14 protein-coding genes and 1 riboswitch are annotated in these 16,056 nt (G+C 66.9%); of the genes, 3 read left to right on the top strand and 11 right to left on the bottom strand.

What is annotated here, in order from left to right; translation table 11 throughout:
* Position 1 precedes the first annotated feature (1 nt).
* Positions 2–117: riboswitch (SAM riboswitch) on the bottom strand.
* Between the two features lie 165 nt (positions 118–282).
* Together GK109_RS03280 and GK109_RS03285 are read left to right on the top strand one after the other, a co-directional pair.
* Positions 283–921, top strand: a complete 639-nt coding sequence (locus tag GK109_RS03280) for a VOC family protein (protein WP_157238649.1) — start codon at positions 283–285, stop codon at positions 919–921.
* A 175-nt stretch (positions 922–1,096) separates the two neighbouring features.
* On the top strand, positions 1,097–2,596 hold the full coding sequence (locus tag GK109_RS03285) for an HNH endonuclease signature motif containing protein (RefSeq protein WP_157238650.1): 1,500 nt from the start codon (positions 1,097–1,099) through the stop codon (positions 2,594–2,596).
* A gap of 69 nt (positions 2,597–2,665) precedes the next feature.
* Here the strand turns inward: GK109_RS03285 and GK109_RS03290 are convergent, their stop codons facing one another.
* From GK109_RS03290 to tdh, 6 genes are all read right to left on the bottom strand, one after another.
* Complete coding sequence (locus tag GK109_RS03290; RefSeq protein WP_157238651.1) at positions 2,666–3,445, bottom strand: CPBP family intramembrane glutamic endopeptidase; 780 nt, start codon at positions 3,443–3,445, stop codon at positions 2,666–2,668.
* A gap of 111 nt (positions 3,446–3,556) precedes the next feature.
* On the bottom strand, positions 3,557–4,345 hold the full coding sequence (locus tag GK109_RS03295; RefSeq protein ID WP_157238652.1) for a DeoR/GlpR family DNA-binding transcription regulator: 789 nt from the start codon (positions 4,343–4,345) through the stop codon (positions 3,557–3,559).
* A gap of 97 nt (positions 4,346–4,442) precedes the next feature.
* Positions 4,443–5,654 carry an imidazolonepropionase gene (gene hutI, locus GK109_RS03300; RefSeq protein ID WP_157238653.1) on the bottom strand — a complete coding sequence of 404 codons (1,212 nt, stop codon included), beginning with the start codon at positions 5,652–5,654 and terminating at the stop codon, positions 4,443–4,445.
* A gap of 11 nt (positions 5,655–5,665) precedes the next feature.
* Positions 5,666–6,784, bottom strand: coding sequence for an FAD-binding oxidoreductase (locus GK109_RS03305; protein ID WP_157238654.1), 1,119 nt, complete (start codon positions 6,782–6,784; stop codon positions 5,666–5,668).
* A gap of 39 nt (positions 6,785–6,823) precedes the next feature.
* The gene (locus GK109_RS03310; protein WP_157238655.1) at positions 6,824–8,032 is read right to left on the bottom strand and encodes a glycine C-acetyltransferase; all 1,209 of its coding nucleotides are present in this window, start codon (positions 8,030–8,032) and stop codon (positions 6,824–6,826) included.
* Between the two features lie 8 nt (positions 8,033–8,040).
* On the bottom strand, positions 8,041–9,087 hold the full coding sequence (tdh, locus tag GK109_RS03315) for an L-threonine 3-dehydrogenase (RefSeq protein WP_157238656.1): 1,047 nt from the start codon (positions 9,085–9,087) through the stop codon (positions 8,041–8,043).
* Between the two features lie 127 nt (positions 9,088–9,214).
* Here tdh and GK109_RS03320 point away from each other — a divergent pair, with 127 nt between their 5' ends.
* Entirely contained in the window at positions 9,215–10,126 is a 912-nt protein-coding gene (locus GK109_RS03320; protein ID WP_157238657.1) for a LysR family transcriptional regulator, read from the top strand.
* Positions 10,127–10,183: 57 nt separating this feature from the next.
* Here GK109_RS03320 and GK109_RS03325 read toward each other — a convergent pair whose 3' ends face one another.
* From GK109_RS03325 to GK109_RS03345, 5 genes are all read right to left on the bottom strand, one after another.
* Positions 10,184–10,783 carry a DUF5666 domain-containing protein gene (locus tag GK109_RS03325; protein WP_157238658.1) on the bottom strand — a complete coding sequence of 200 codons (600 nt, stop codon included), beginning with the start codon at positions 10,781–10,783 and terminating at the stop codon, positions 10,184–10,186.
* Between the two features lie 215 nt (positions 10,784–10,998).
* On the bottom strand, positions 10,999–12,507 hold the full coding sequence (gatB, locus tag GK109_RS03330; RefSeq protein ID WP_157238659.1) for an Asp-tRNA(Asn)/Glu-tRNA(Gln) amidotransferase subunit GatB: 1,509 nt from the start codon (positions 12,505–12,507) through the stop codon (positions 10,999–11,001).
* Positions 12,507–14,087: an Asp-tRNA(Asn)/Glu-tRNA(Gln) amidotransferase subunit GatA gene (gene gatA, locus GK109_RS03335; protein WP_157238660.1), complete on the bottom strand. Its 1,581-nt coding sequence runs from the start codon at positions 14,085–14,087 to the stop codon at positions 12,507–12,509. Before gatA ends, gatB begins: the two co-directional genes overlap by 1 nt.
* Before the next feature lie 4 nt (positions 14,088–14,091).
* Positions 14,092–14,388 (bottom strand): Asp-tRNA(Asn)/Glu-tRNA(Gln) amidotransferase subunit GatC, encoded by a 297-nt coding sequence (gene gatC, locus GK109_RS03340; protein ID WP_059319419.1) that lies wholly within the window; start codon positions 14,386–14,388, stop codon positions 14,092–14,094.
* A gap of 145 nt (positions 14,389–14,533) precedes the next feature.
* Positions 14,534–16,033, bottom strand: coding sequence for a CitMHS family transporter (locus GK109_RS03345; protein WP_370460370.1), 1,500 nt, complete (start codon positions 16,031–16,033; stop codon positions 14,534–14,536).
* Positions 16,034–16,056: the final 23 nt, after the last annotated feature.

Raw genomic sequence — 16,056 nt, forward strand, 5'->3', positions numbered from 1 at the left:
CGGGCCGCGCTTGCCATCCGGCCGTTGCCGGACAGCCAGGTCCTCATCCGGGGCACCCCACCGCGGATGGAGGGTTGCCGGCCAGCGAGCCGGGGCTTGGCGCTGGCACTCATGACCTGAGCCCAGTGTAGGAACATGAAACCGGCGCGGGACAGGATTGTGACGAACATAGTCCCCCTGATCTCCGCCCGGGAATAGGTTGAAATCAGGGGTCCCGGATGGAAAATCCTGGTAAGGGTACCCTTAGCTGAGAGGCCGATCACAAAGTGCCAAGATGTTGGCATGCGCATGGATCACGTCTCTTACGCCTGTGAACACGATGGCCTGGCTGCCACCACCGAACGTATTTCCTCTGCCCTCGGCGTTGAGGCAGTGAAGGGCGGGGTGCACCCGCGGTTCGGAACCCGGAATATGATCATCCCGCTCGCGGGGCACAAATACGTCGAGGTGGTGGAGGTCCTGGACCACCCCGCTTCCGACAAGGCCCCTTTCGGGCAGGCTGTGCGTGCACGGTCTGCCGCAGGCGGCGGCTGGATGGGCTGGTGCGTCGAGGTGGACGACCTGGCTCCCTTCGAGGAGCGGCTGGGCCGCTCCGCCGTCAACGGAAACCGCAAGTTCCCCGATGGCCGCGAATTGGTCTGGAAGCAGATTGGCATCCTGGGCCTGATTGCCGACCCCCAGGTTCCCTACATGCTCAAGTGGGAGGGGGATCCGTCCCTGCACCCGTCCAACGCCTACGAGAGCAACGTCAAGATGAGCTGCCTCACCATTGCCGGTTCCGCAGCCCGGGTTACGGAGTGGCTGGGCGAACCCGTCGAGAAGCCGCTGGAGGACGTCGCTGTGGAGTGGGTGGCTCCGCACGGAACCCCCGGGATCCTCTCGGTAACTTTCGAGACCGGCAACGGGGCCGTCACAATCTGACCCTTACCTTGGTTACCGTGCCGGCAAGCCCGGCACGGTGTGGGCCCCGTGCCCTCCTCGTCTTCGGCCGCCATCAGCAGGTGACAACGGCGTCACCTGCCGATGGCGGCCGAATCCATTTCCGAAGCAGAAACCCGGCCCCAATAATGTCGTACCCTCCCGCGATGATGTTGGTATGGGGAAAGCGGCGGTGGCGAAGGCGTTTGCGGACATGAATGCCGCTCTTGCCGTGCTCATTGCCGAGGCGGACGGGTGCGGTTCGGAGCCGTTTTCCGCTGCTGATCCGCTGGCCGGGCTGGCCGACGGGTGCCTGGACATCCTTGCCGGGGCCGCCGGGGTCCAGGCCAGAATTGCTGGATTGGTGGCCAAAACAGCAGGGACTTACGCCGAAACAGCACGGGCGGCCGCCCCGCCGGACGCGGCCGTGCAGGCGCTTGAAAGGGCTATCGCCGCCGAGATCAGCTGTGTCATGGCCATCGGTGACCGGGCAGCCGGCGCCCTGCTGGCCCGCTCCCACGCCCTGACCACCTCCCTGCCCCGGACCCTCGCAGCCCTGCACAACGGCACCATCTCCTGGCAGCACGCCACCGTCATGGTGGACGAGGCCGCCACCCTTGACCCCGCCGGCGCCGCCGCCCTGGAAGCCCACTTCCTGGACCCGGACACACCAAAACCAGCCACGGCTGCCCCGATCGGGGAGGTCCCCGCGTATAGGTTCCGGGCCAAGGCGCGCACCTGGCGCGAACGCCACCACGCCGACTCCATCGAAAAACGCCACGCCCAAGGGGTTTCGGACCGGCGGGTCGAATACCGGCCCGACCAGGACGGGATGGCCTGGCTCTCCGCCTACCTGCCCGCCCACCAGGCCACGGCCCTCTGGAACAAGCTCACCGCGCTCTCCCGGACCATGCAGGGGCCGAACGAGCACCGCACCCTCACCCAGCTCCGGGCGGATAGTTTCGCCGAAGGGCTCCTCAACAGCGGCAACACCAGCGGCGTTACCGGTGCACCCGGTGCCGGCGACGGCGGCGAGGGAACCGGTCCAAACCAAGCGCCAGTCCGGGCCGAGGTACTGGTCACCGTGCCGGTGTTCTCCCTGCTGGGACTCACCGAGGAACCGGCCATGCTGGACGGGTACGGACCCATCCCGCCCTCCATGGCCCGGGACCTCGTCGCGACCGGGGCGGATTCGTTCCACCGCGTCCTCGTGGACCCGCGGGACGGGGCGCCGCTGGAAATCGGCCGCACCAGCTACCGGGTGACCAAGGCCATGCGGAACTGGCTCAGGCTGCGGGACGGCAGATGCCCCTTCCCCGGCTGCAACAACCACTCCCTCGACAACGAAGCCGACCACCTCCTCGCCTGGCACAACGGCGGCACCACAGGAGTCTCGAACCTGGGACAGCCTTGCCCGAAACACCACAAACTCCGCCACACCAGCGGCTGGAAACCCACCCCGGCAACAAAAACCGAACCACCCGGCTGGACCTCACCCGCTGGCCGCCACTACACAAGCGAACACCAGGACTGGGAACCACCCCACTGGCCCCATCAAGTAAAGTCCGTCTCAGGCGGGGCAGGGTCCGTGACCGGCAGGCCGCCGGACTTTGCATACATCGGCCTCTCCCCGGGAGAAGAAGCCCTGGAGCGGCTCCTGCACGCCCCACGCGCCTGAACGCGTGCCGCCCGCCTGACCGCGTGCCGCCGTCGTCGTGCTTGTCCTGGATCTAGTGTGCCCAGGCACCTAGCCCAACCCCACGGCCTTGCCGAAGAGGCTGAAGCCTACAAAAGCGACGATATCCAGCAGGGCATGGGCGATCACCAGGGGCATCACCCGCCGCGTCCGGGTGTACAGCCACGCGAAAAGAACGCCCATGACAAAGTTCCCGATAAAGGGCCCGAACCCCTGGTACAGGTGGTAACTGCCGCGCAGCAGCGAGCTCGCCAGGATGGACAGCGGGATGCTCCAGCCGAACTTTCCAAAGCGGTTCAACAGGTACCCCACCACGATGACTTCCTCCACCACGGCGTGGCGCATCGCGGACAGAATCAGCACCGGCACCGTCCACCAGTACGCATCCAGCGCGCTGGGAATAATGGCCGTGGTGATTCCCAGCGCCCTGCCGGCGGCGTACAGGCCAAGGGACGGGATGCCGATCAGTGCCGCCAGCCCCAGGCCCTGGAGCAGGTCCGCGCCCGGGCGTGCGAAGTTGAAACCCAGCTTCTGGAAGGCTGAACGAGGGCTGGTGCCGTCGCCGGATGCGGCCTGCCGCTGGTCGCTGAGGAAGTAGATCACCAGCATCACGGGCACCAGGGCGAAGAGTATGTCCAACAGCTGGTACGTGAGGTCAAAGTATTCGCGCGTGCTCTGGGAGCGGTTGAGTGTGGAGGTGCCTTCCGCCAGCGGCGCGCGGGTCATCTTGTCCAGCAGCTGCACCACCGAGTACACGGCAGACTGCCCCAAGGACAGGCCCAGGACAATCCAGACTTCGAGCCGCAGTCGGCGGCGGGAGGGAACCAGCATGTTCCCATCTTGCCTTCAGTTTCTGGATCCGGGCTGATTACCCGTCAGTGTCCTGTACCCCTCGCTGTCCTGCCCGCGCCACATGGCCGGAAGCCGCACAGGCCCCGTGCCTCAGCTGCCGGCGACGATCACTTCCGTGCCGTTGGCCTCGAATGCCGCCTTGTCCCGGGCGGAAATTCCGGCATCGGTGATCAGCCGGGTGAAGTTGTACCCGTCCATGGTTGCGAAGGCGCGCACGCCCACTTTGGACGAGTCAGCCAGCACGTAGGAGACGCGTGCCCTGCTGGCGAGCAGGGCGTTGACCGAAGCTTCGCCCTCCCCTGTGTTGGTGGGCCCCACTTCGGGATCGATGCCGTTGACGCCGATGAAGGCAATGTCCAGCACCACCTTCTGCATGATGATGTCCGTGTACGGCCCCACCAGTTCGTAGGAGCGCGGGTTGAGGATTCCCCCGGTGACCATCACCTTGATGTTGGGCCGGACCGCCAACTGCCCGGCGATGTTGATGGCGTTGGTCACCACCGTCAGGGTGGGCTGGTTGGACGGCGCGTTGAGGTCCTCGCGGGTGGCCAGGATCTGCGCCAGGGCGGTGCTGGTGGTGCCGCCGCAGAGGCCGATCACGGCCCCGGGTGCAATCAGCGCGGACGCGGCCTGGGCAATCTGTTCCTTGGCCTCGGCATGGTCGTCACGGTTGTACCGGCCCGGCAGGTCATAGGCGAGGGCTCCCGTGGTGGCACCGCCGCGGGTCCTGGTGAGCAGCCGGCGCTTAGCGAGACTATCGAGGTCCCGCCGCGCGGTGGCAGGCGAGACATTCAGGGTACTCACGATCTCGTCGACCTCCACCTGGCCGGACTTGGCCAGGAGGTCAAGGATTGCCGTCAAACGGTCGGTGCGGGTCATGCAAGGCCTCCAAAAGCTCCCGCCACCGGCTATGATGACGTTTCTTGATCATAACAGAACCCTAATGATCAGATAACGTCATTTAAGCGGCCACGAGCTACCGTTCCCGCCGGCCGGCCCGCCATACAGCGTACGTCAGGGGCATGCCCGGCCGGTAGGCAAGGTGGGTGGCCGAGGGCGCATTCAGCAGGTGCAGGTCCGCACGGTGTCCGACGGCGATCGAGCCCACCGCACGCTCGCCGTCCGCGTCGTTGCCTTTGTCCCTATGGAGGGCCAGGGCGCCGCCGTACGTCGCAGCACGGACGGCTTCATGGACGCTGAGCCGCATCTGCAGCACCGCGGTGGTGACGCAGAATGCCATCGAGCTTGTGTAGGACGTGCCCGGATTGCAGTTGGAGGCGAGCGCCACCTGGATGCCACTGTCCAGCAGCACCCGCGCGGGCGCAAGCGGCTGGCGCGTGGAGAGGTCGCAGGCAGGCAGGCATGTCGCCACGGTTCCGCGCGGCCCCGTTCCGCTGCCGGCATCCCAGCCGGCCCAGGTTCCGGCCAGTGCGTCCACATCCTTGTCCGCGAGGTAGTTCACGTGGTCCACGCTGGCGGCTTCGAACTCAACCGCGAGCTGCACGCCCGGGCCTTCACCGAGCTGGTTTCCGTGGACCCGCAGCCCCAGCCCGGCGTCACGGCAGGCCTCCAGGACCCGGCGGGACTGCCCGGCCGTGAACGCCCCTTCCTCGCAGAAGACATCGGCCCACTGCACGTAGGGCCGGACGGCGGTGAGCATGGGGCCGCAGACCAGGTCCGTGTAGGCTTCCGGGTCCTGCCCGGAAGGCACCAGGTGCGCCCCAAGGTACGTGGCTTGGTCCGCCACAGTGGAGGCGATGCGGGCACTCCGGGCCTCGTGTTCGACGTCGAGGCCGTAGCCGGTCTTCGTCTCAAGGTAGGTGGTCCCCTGCGAGACAGCCTCGGCCACGCGGCCCAGCGCCAGGCGGGTGAGGTCGAAGTCGGAGGTGGCACGGGTGGCCTTCATGGTCACCGCAATCCCGCCGGCCGAGTAGGACTCCCCCGCCATCCGCGCCTCGAACTCTGCCGTCCGGTCACCGGCAAACAGCAGATGGGTATGGGAATCCACCCAGCCGGGAAGCAGGGCCCGGCCGCCGGCATCAACGGCGTCGTCCGCGGCCGGAGCATCGGCTGCGGCACCGATCCAGGAGATCCGCTCGCCCTCGACCACCACTGCTGCATCCTTCAGGACCCGGTGCTCCAGGTCCTGTGTCATCAGCTCGGCAATATTGGTGATCAGCGTACTCATACAGCCATTCTTCAGCGTCGGACAGACCAGCGGGTGGCCGCCAGTGCCTGCGCTGTCCGGGATGCCGGACCATCCGTGCCGGCTGCGGCAGCCGCACCGCCCTGGCCGGCCAGGATCTGGGCGGCCGCGAGCTCAGCCATGGCCGAAGAGGTCTGGAAACCGTAGCCGCCCTGGCCGGCCAGCCAGTAGAAGCCCGGAGCTTCGGCGTCGAACCCCGCCACGGGGACGCCGTCGGCCGCTTCCGTCCGCAATCCTGTCCACGCCCGGCGGATGTCCTTGATTCCGAGGGTTGTCACCTGGTTCAGCCTGCCCACCAGCCGCTCAATGTCCCCCGGCCGGGGACGGGCGTCCTCCGGTCCGCTCGGCTCCGATTCAGACGGCGAGATGAGGACGTCGTCGCCGTCCCGGCGGAAATAGAACGTGCTGTCCGCTGCAGCCACCATTGGGCAGCGTTCAGGCAGGGGATGTTCGACGGCGGCAATCGCCGCGGTGCGCCGGTACGGCTGCAGCCCCAGCTTCTCCACGCCGCTGATGACGGCGAGTTCGTCCGCCCAGGCGCCGGCGGCGTTGACCAGGACGCCCGCCTGGAAGCCCTCCGTCCCGGCCCCCACCTGCCAGCCGGAGCCGAGGCGCTGGGCGGTGTGCACCCTGGCGCCCGTGATGATGTCCGCTCCGGCCGCCGCAGCGCGCTGCCGGTGGTCCTCCAGGAGCCGTGGCGCATCACAGCCGAAGGACCCTTCATCCAGTCCGGCGGCCTGGAATGTGCCGGGGACCAGTGCCGGGCAAAGCTCCAGAGCCTCAGCGGGGGTGATGGACCGCATGAGTCCGCTCGCTTCAGAAGCCACTGCTTCCTCGGAGCCGATCAGCATGAAGCTGCGCGGCGTCAGTATGGGTTCAGGCAATTGCGCATCGCGGGCGGCAAGCAGCTCAAGAGTCCGGACGGTCAGTGCCTGGACAACCGGCGGGCCGTAGCTGGGGATGAACTGGCGGGCCGAGCGGGAGGACGTGTGGTACGCCAGCTCCTGCTCGGCCTCCACCAGCGCCACGCTGCAACTGCCCGCCAGCGCGGACGCCAGGGACAGTCCGGCAATGCCGCCGCCCACGATCAGGACATCGTAATGTGCTGCCATTTCTCCATCCTCGCAGAGTCGGTGCCGGCGCTTCCTGTCTTAGCCTGCCACTTCCGCCCGGCTGGCGACGAAGGCACGCACGCAGGCTTCGACGTCGTCCGCTGAGTGCGCAGCTGAAAGCTGCACCCGGATCCGCGCGGCACCCCGCGGAACCACCGGAAAGCTGAATGCGGTGACAAAGACGCCATGCTGCAGCATCCGGTCGGCAACCTTGGCAGCCATCACGGCGTCGCCGAACATGACCGGAACAATGGCATGTTCGCCGGGCAGGAGGTCGAAGCCCTCCTCCGTCATCCGGCGGCGGAACAGGGCGGCGTTTTCGAAGAGCGTGCGCCGCAGGTCCGCCGAGTTCTCCACCAGGTCCAGGGCCTTGATGGTGGCGGCGACGATTGCGGGGGCCACCGAGTTGGAGAAGAGGTACGGGCGGGCCTTCTGCCGGAGCATCGCCACCACTTCCGCGCGGCCGGACACATAGCCCCCGGATGCTCCGCCCAGTGCCTTGCCGAACGTGCCGGTGTAGATGTCGACGCGGTGCGAAACGCCTGCATGTTCCGGCGTGCCGGCACCGGTTGGCCCCATGAAGCCGACGGCGTGCGAGTCGTCAACCATCACCATGGCGTCGTACTTCTCGGCAAGGTCGCAGATGGCCTCAAGCGGGGCCAGGAACCCGTCCATGGAAAAGACCCCGTCCGTGACGATGATCTTGCGGCGGGCGGGCTGGTCCTGCGTGGACGCCTCCACAAGCTTGGCCTCCAGGTCGGCCATGTCCTGGTTGGCGTAGCGGTAGCGGCGCGCCTTGCAGAGGCGGATGCCGTCGATGATGGACGCGTGGTTCAGGGCATCGGAGATGATGGCATCCTCCGGCCCGAACAGGGACTCGAACACCCCGCCGTTGGCGTCGAAGCAGCTGGAGAACAGGATGGTGTCCTCAGTGCCGAGGAACCGGGAGACGCGGGATTCAAGTGCCAGGTGCAGGTCCTGGGTGCCGCAGATGAACCGCACGCTGGCCATGCCGAAGCCGCGCTCATCCATGGCGTCCTTGGCCGCGCGGATGATCTCCGGATGGTCCGCCAGGCCGAGGTAGTTGTTGGCGCAGAAGTTGAGCACATCCGCTCCCTGCTGCCCAATCCGTCCGGCCGTGATGTGGCTGGACTGCGGGGACCTGATGCTGCGTTCGGTCTTGAAGAGGCCCGCGCTGCGGATGTCCTCCAGCTCGGTGCTCAGCTGGTCCTTGATCGAGGTGTACATGGCGTTCCTTAGAGTTGGGTCCAGTCGAGGACAACTTTGCCACCTGTGCCGCTGCGGGCAAGGTCGAAGCCTTTTTCCCATTGGCCGGCAGGCAGGGTGTCAGTGACGACGGCGGAAATTCCGGCGTGCAGCACGGGGTTGGAGCTGAGCATGGCGCTCATGGCGTACCAGGTCTCATACATTTCGCGGCCGTAGATGCCTTTGAGCGTGAGCATGTGGGTGACCACCTTGCCCCAGTCGATGATGATGTCCTGGCTGGGCAGCCCCAGCATGGCGATCCGGCCGCCGTGGTTCATGTTGTCGATCATCTCGGGCAGTGCGCCGGGGTGGCCGGACATTTCCATTCCGATGTCAAAGCCCTCCCGCATGCCCAGGCTGCGCTGGGCATCCCGGACACGGGTGGTGGAGACGTCGATGGCCAGGTCGGCACCCAGCCGGCGCGCGAGGTCCAGGCGGGGCCGGGACACGTCGGTGATGGCGATCTTGCGGGCGCCGGCGTGGCGGGCGACGGCGATGGCCATCAGGCCGATGGGTCCGGCGCCGGTGATGAGCACGTCCTCGCCCACGAGCGGGAAGCTCAGGGCAGTGTGCGTTGCATTGCCGAAGGGGTCGAAGATGGCGCCCAGCTCCGGGGTGACCGAGGGGTCGGTGTGGACCCAGACATTGGTTTCCGGGATCACCACATACTCCGCGAAAGCGCCGTCCCGCTGCACACCTACACTCACGGTGTGGATGCACATTTGGCGCCTGCCTGCCCGGCAGTTCCGGCAGATCCCGCAGACAACATGGCCTTCGCCGGAGACCCGGTCACCCACCTTGACGTCGCGGACGTCCTCGCCGATTTCCACCACTTCACCGTAGAACTCATGGCCCGGGATGAGGGGGGCTTCAATGATCCCCTGTGCCCAGGAGTCCCAGGACTGGATGTGCAGGTCCGTGCCGCAGATCCCGGTGGTCATGACCCGGATCTTCACGTCCGCGGGGCCTGCCTCGGGTTCGGGGCGCTCCACCAGTTCGAAGCCGGCCTGTGGGCCGGCCTTGTACAAAGCCTTCATCGGCTTCCTCACTCTTTGTCTGTCCTTGGCATGTCCTGCCTTCCCCATTAGAGCGAGGAGAAAGCTTTAGCACAACAGCGAAATTCTCAATCGACGATGCAGCTTTCCTAATGCGTAGACTGGCGGGATGGAGATCCACCAGCTTGAAATCCTCCGGGAACTAGGCGCCTTGGGAAGCGTCAAGGCCGTGGCCGACACCCTCATGGTCACCCCGTCAGCCGTGTCCCAGCAACTGGCGCTGCTGCAGCGGAAGATCGACGTTCCCCTCACCCGCAAGGAGGGCCGCAACCTGGTCCTCACCGAGGCAGGCCAGGTGCTGGCCGACGCCGGGGCCGCCGTCGTCAGTGCCATGGCCGACGCACGGGACGCCATCGGCAACTATCACGGCTCTTCCGCCGGACGGGTGACCCTCTGCGGGTTCCACAGTGCCGGCCAGGCGGTGTTCGCCCCGCTGGCGCGGATCCTTGACGCCCCGGGCCAGCCGCGCATAGAACTCTCGGACGAGGACGTGGCCCAGCAGGACTTTCCCGCCCTGACCGCACGCTATGACCTGGTGCTCGCCCACAGGATGGACCACAGCCCGCGGTGGCCGGCCGAGCGGGTCACCGTGATACCACTGGCGCACGAACCGCTGGACGTGGCGTTGCCGGCCGGGCATCCCCTCGCGGCCAAGGCTGCGGTGACGGCAGACGACGTCGGCGGCGAGGCCTGGGTGACCAGCCACAGCGGATACTCTCCTGCCGACGTGCTGTCCGCCGTCGCCGCCGTTTCCAGCCGTGAGCCGAACATCGTCCACCGGATCAACGACTACTCCACGGTGGCGGCCCTGGTTGCTGCCGGCGGCGTGGTGGGCCTGCTCCCGAGGTATACCGCCGGACCGGTGCTCAATCCGGACATCGTGCTCCGGCCGCTGGCCGGTATCAGCACCCGGCGCCGGATCGACCTTTTGGCCCGGCCGGAGAACCTGAAGCGCCGTTCGGTCACGATCGTCTCCGAGGCGCTGCAGGAGATCATGGCCGGGCTGGTGGAGCAGGGCTGACCCAACTAGGTAGCACTAAGTGTCGTTTTGAGGGGTCAAAACGACACTTGCTGCTACCTACTTTGCATGGCGTTTACCGTGGCCTTTTTCGTGGCCGTGGCCCTTGTCGTGGCCCCGACCCAGCCCGAGTCCCGGACCCTCACCGGCACCTTCAACAATCCGCTCTGCCATGGCCTGGTCCCCATTCCTGACGCCGGAGATCCGGACCGTGTCGCCGGCGGCGATGTCCGCGATGGTTCCGTCCGTTGGCTTAAGCCGTTTGCCGCCGTCGGGCGTTGCCGACGAGCCGTCGGCGGCGGGGGCAGGTACCTGCTTGATCTTCGTCTCCGCGTTGACCGCGTAGGTCTGCGAGTAGCCGTCCTCGCTCTTGACGGTGATCGAGGTGTCGCTGACGGACTCCACCGTGCCGCGCTGTTCCAGGACGGTTTGAAAGGTGCCGTCCGCTTTCTTAACCACGCCCTCGCTGTGCAGGTGCTGCGGGCGCTGGGATTTGTCCGGTTTGGCCGGCCGGTTCTCCTGCCCCGGCGCCGACTGCGACGGGGAGGGCTGCGGCGAGTCGGCGGCCCAGGCAAAGGCCACCCCGGCCCCCGTCAAGGTCAGTGCCACGGCTCCGGCGAGCAGGCCCTTGCGAATCTTCAGCGGATCCCTGACGGACATGTCCATTCCTCCCACACAGCATCTCCGGCGGCACCGGCCCGTTTGTTCCCCGCACCGGTGTCCTGCGCTTCAGTGTAGGACCGCGTCCAGCCAGTGAACATAAGTACTTTCGCGGCGCACGCACCTGAGTACTTAAAGAAAAACCGGGTAGCGCCAAGTGTCGTTATGAGCGTTCAAAACGACACTTCGCGCTACCCGGTTGGGATGGGAGGAGGTTAGGCGGTGACGCCCAGCTTCTCCAGGATCAGCTCGCGGACCCGGGCTGCGTCGGCCTGGCCGCGGGTGGCCTTCATGACGCCGCCCACGATCGCGCCGATGGCCTGGACCTTGCCGCCGCGGATCTTGTCCGCGACGTCGGGCTGCGCGGCCAGGGCGGCGTCGATGGCCTCAAGCAGGGGCCCGTCGTCGGAAACAACGGCCAGGCCGCGCGTCTCCACGATCTCCGCCGGGGAGCCTTCGCCGGCGAGGACACCGTCCAGCACCTCCGAGGCCATCTTGTTGTTGATCTTGCCTTCCTCCACCATGCGGGCAAGCTCCACGATGGTGGCGGGCTGCACGCCTAGCTGGCCCGGGTCCACGTCAGCGTTCTTGGCCCGGCCCACGATCTCGCCCATCCACCATTTGCGGGCCACGGAGGCCGAGGCCCCGGCGGCGATGGTTTCCTCGATCTCGTCCATGACGCCGGCGTTGACCACGTCGCGGAACTCCAGGTCCGAGTAGCCCCAGTCGGCCTGGAGGCGCTTGCGGCGGGCGGCCGGCGGCTCGGGCAGGGTGGCCCGGAGTTCCTCAACCCATTCGCGGGAAGCCACCACGGGAACCAGGTCCGGTTCCGGGAAGTAGCGGTAGTCGTCGGCATCGGACTTGGGCCGGCCCGAGGTGGTGGTGCGGGTGTCCTCGTGCCAGTGGCGGGTTTCCTGCACCACGGGGTTGCCGGCGTCCAGGACGGCGGCGTGGCGCTGGATCTCGTAGCGGACGGCGTGTTCGACGGCGCGCAGCGAGTTCACGTTCTTCGTTTCGGACCGGATGCCGAACCTTTCGCGGCCGTGCGGGCGCAGCGACACGTTGGCGTCGCAGCGGACGTTGCCGCGTTCCATCTTCGCGTCGGACACGCCCAGGTTCTTGACGATCTCGCGGACTGCCGCCACATAGGCCTTCGCCAGCTCCGGTGCGCGGGAGCCGGCGCCCTCGATGGGCTTGGTGACGATCTCCACCAGCGGAACGCCGGCGCGGTTGTAGTCCACCAGGGAGAAATCGGCCCCGTGGATGCGGCCGGTGGCCCCGCCCATGTGGGTCAGCTTTCCGGCGTCCTCCTCCATGTGCGCGCGCTCGATTTCCACGCGGAACACGGTGCCGTCCGAGAGCTCGACGTCCAGGTAGCCGTCGTACGCGATGGGCTCGTCGTACTGGGACGTCTGGAAGTTCTTGGGGGTGTCCGGGTAGAAGTAGTTCTTCCGGGCAAACCGGCAGCTCTCGGCGATCTTGCAGTTCAGGGCAAGGCCGATCTTGATGGAGGATTCCACCGCCGTTTTGTTGACCACCGGCAGGACGCCCGGCAAGCCAAGGTCCACCTCGTTGACGTTGGTGTTGGGCTCGTCGCCGAAAACGTTCGGGGCGGAGGAGAACATCTTGGTCTTGGTGTTGAGTTCAACGTGGACCTCGAACCCCAGGACGGGATCGTACTTCTCCATGGCCTCTTCGAAGCTCAGGATTGCTTCATTGTTCATTATTTTGCCTCCTGGCTTCCAACAAGGGTTTCGACAGGCCCGGCCCCCGAGGCGGCCAACGCCGGGGCCTGGGCCAGCAGCGGACCGCCCCATTTCGCCTCGAGCAGCGATTCCAGGACGGCGCCCACCCGGTACAGGCGGGCGTCCTCGCGGGCAGGGGCCAGCAGCTGTATGCCCACGGGCAGCCCGTCCTCGTCCGCCAGGCCGCCCGGCAGGGAGAGCCCGGGAACGCCGGCCAGGTTGGCCGGGATGGTGGCGACATCGTTGAGGTACATGGCCAGGGGGTCGTCCAGCTTCTCGCCGAGGCGGAAGGCCGTGGTGGGGGCGGTGGGCGAGATCAGCACGTCCGCCACCGTGAACGCTGCCTCGAAGTCGCGCTGCACCAGGGTCCGGACCTTCTGCGCCGAGCCGTAGTAGGCGTCGTAGTAGCCGGCGGACAGGGCGTAGGTGCCCAGGATGATGCGGCGCTTCACCTCATCGCCGAAACCGGCGGCGCGGGTGGCACCCATGACGCGTTCGATGGTCATGGGGCCCTCTTCGGGGAGGACGCGCAGGCCGTACCGGACGCCGTCGAACTTGGCGAGGTTGGAGGACGCTTCGGAGGGCATGATCAGGTAGTAGGCGCCCAGGGCGTACTGGAAGTTGGGGCACGAAACCTCAACGATCTGCGCGCCGGCCTCCTTGAGGAGTTCCAGGGCGTCATTGAAGCGGTTTTCGACGCCGGCCTGGTAGCCCTCGCCGTGCAGCTCCTTGATGATGCCGATCCGCAGGCCTTCAACGTTGCCGGTCCTGGCAGCGGCGACGAGGTCGGCGAGCGGGTCCGGCAACGAGGTGGAGTCGCGGGGATCGTGTCCGCCGATGACCTGGTGCAGGAGCGCGGAGTCCAGGACGGTCCGGGAAACCGGCCCGATCTGGTCCAGCGAGGACGCCATGGCGATGGCCCCGTAGCGCGAGACGCTGCCGTACGTGGGCTTCACGCCCACGGTGCCGGTGACGGCGCCGGGCTGGCGGATGGACCCGCCGGTATCGGTGCCGAGGGCGAGGGGCGCCTCAAAGGCGGCGACGGCGGCAGCGGACCCGCCGCCGGACCCGCCGGGGATGCGGTCCAGGTCCCAGGGGTTGCGGGTGGGGCCGTAGGCGGAGTGCTCGGTGGAGGAGCCCATGGCGAACTCGTCCAGGTTGGTCTTGCCCAGGATGGGCATCTTCGCGGCGCGCAGGCGCTCGACGACGGTGGCGTCGTACGGGCTGTGCCAGCCTTCGAGGATCCTGGATCCCGCGGTGGTGGGCTGGCCGATGGTGACGATGAGGTCCTTCACGGCGATGGGCACGCCCGCGAGGACATGCAGCGCTTCGGCCTCCGCACCGCCGGCGGCGCGGATGGCGTCCACCTCGGCGGCGACGGCGAGCGCTTCCTCTGCATTGACGTGGAGGAACGCGTTGACGCCGCGTTCGCCGCCGTCCACCTCCGCGATCCGGTCCAGGTACGCCTGGGTGACCTCCACGGAGGTGACCTCGCCGGCGGCCAGCTTTTCGGCGAGCTCGGCGGCGGAGAGGCGGATGAGTTTGTTCGTGTCAGTCATGGGTTTATGCCTCATCCAGGATTGCCGGGACCTTGAAACGGTTGTCGTCGGAGTCCGGCGCCCCGGAGAGTGCCTGCTCCGCCGTGAAGGTGTGGCCCACAACGTCTTCGCGGAACACGTTGCTCAGCGGAATGGGGTGTGAGGTGGCCGGGACGTCGTCGCCGGCGGCCTGACTGACGGATTTGACCGAATCAACGATGACAGCGAGTTCGCCGGCCATCCTGTCCAGCTCTTGGTCACTCATCTCAATGTGAGCGAGCCGCGCGAGGTGCGCGACGTCGTCACGGTTGATCGCAGCCATGGATCTCCCCTGCAAAGTTTGAATTGATTTCCGACCCATTCTAGTGGGGAAACGATGATGCCCGTCTGACGACCCCCAGCGGGCGTCAGACGGGCACCTTCTTGCCGGGTCCCGCCACGAATGGCGGCAGCACGGCAGCTACAGACTAACCGATTCCGATGGCTCCAGTCAGCATGCCAATTCCCAGCATGACCAGGGACACGACGGCGCTGCGCCAGAGGACTTTCTTGTGGTGGTCGCCAAGGTCCACCTTCGCCAGCGAGACCAGGAGCAGGATGGCGGGAACCAGCGGGCTCTGCATGTGGAACGGCTGGCCGGTGATGGAGGCCCGGGCCATTTCGGCGGCGCTGATTCCGTAGTGGCCTGCGGTCTCGCTGAGCACGGGCAGGACGCCGAAGTAGAAGGCGTCGTTGCTCATGAAGAACGTCATGGGAATGCTGAGGACGCCGGTGATCACGGCCATCAGCGGGCCCATGCTGGAAGGGATGATCTGCACCAGCCACGCGGACATCGCTTCAACCATGCCGGTACCGGTCAGGACACCGGTGAGCACGGCCGCGGCCATGACCATGCTGACCACGGCAACGATCGACGGCGCGTGGGCCACGATCTGCGTGGCCTGGTCCTTGACACGGGGGAAGTTCACCAGCAGGGCAATGGCCGATCCCACCATGAAGACGTAAGGCAGGGGCACGAGATCGGCGATGAGCATGCCCATCACGGCCACCGTGAGGGCCAGGTTGAACCAGAACAGTTTGGGCCGGAGCGTGGAGCGGTTGGGGTCCAGGGCCGTGTCAGCCAGCCCGGCGTCCTGTGCGTCCTGCGCCTCCTGTGCGTCCACGGCACTTTCGGTGCGTTCCAGGACGGCCACGGAGGAGCCGGCGGAACCGTCGACGGCGGGGGCTGCTCCGCCGGGGTTGGTCCCCTTGCGTCCGCGGCCGGTTCCGGACGAACCGGCAGGGCCGGAAGGATGCGTGCCGCCGTCGAACCCTTCAGCGGTTTCAGGCACAGCCCAGATTTCCGGCGCCGTGGCGCGGAGGCGGTTGCGCTCCTGCAGTCCCAGGACCCAGGCGAAGGCCATGACCACGGCGATGCCCGCAAGGAGGGACGGGATCATGGGGACGAAGACGTCGTTGACGTCGATCTTCAGTGCGCTTGCGGCGCGGGCGGTGGGGCCGCCCCACGGCACGATGTTCATGGTGCCGTTGGCCAGGCCCGCCACGCAGGTGAGGACCACGGGGCTCATCTTCAGCCGGAGGTAGATCGGCAGCATGGCTGCGGTGGTGAGGATGAAGGTGGTGGAGCCGTCGCCGTCAAGGGACACAGCTGCGGCGAGGATGGCGGTTCCCAGGACAACCTTGGCGGGGTCATTGCCCAGCTTGCGGAGGATGAACCGGACCAGCGGATCGAACAGCCCGACGTCGATCATCAGCCCGAAGTAGATGATGGCGAACATGAGCAGGGCCGCGGTGGAGGTCATGGACTTCATGGAGTCCATCACCATGTCGCCGATGCCCAGGCCGGCGCCGGCGAAAAGACCGAAAACAGTGGGGACAATGATCAACGCCAGCACTGGCGTCAACTTCTTCGTCATGATCAGCACCATGAATACCGCGATCATGGCGAATCCAAGTAATACCAGCACAGCCGGCTCCTTCTTGTGAACAG

This window comes from Pseudarthrobacter sp. GA104 (genome assembly GCF_009741265.1).
Classification (GTDB): Bacteria; Actinomycetota; Actinomycetes; order Actinomycetales; family Micrococcaceae; genus Arthrobacter.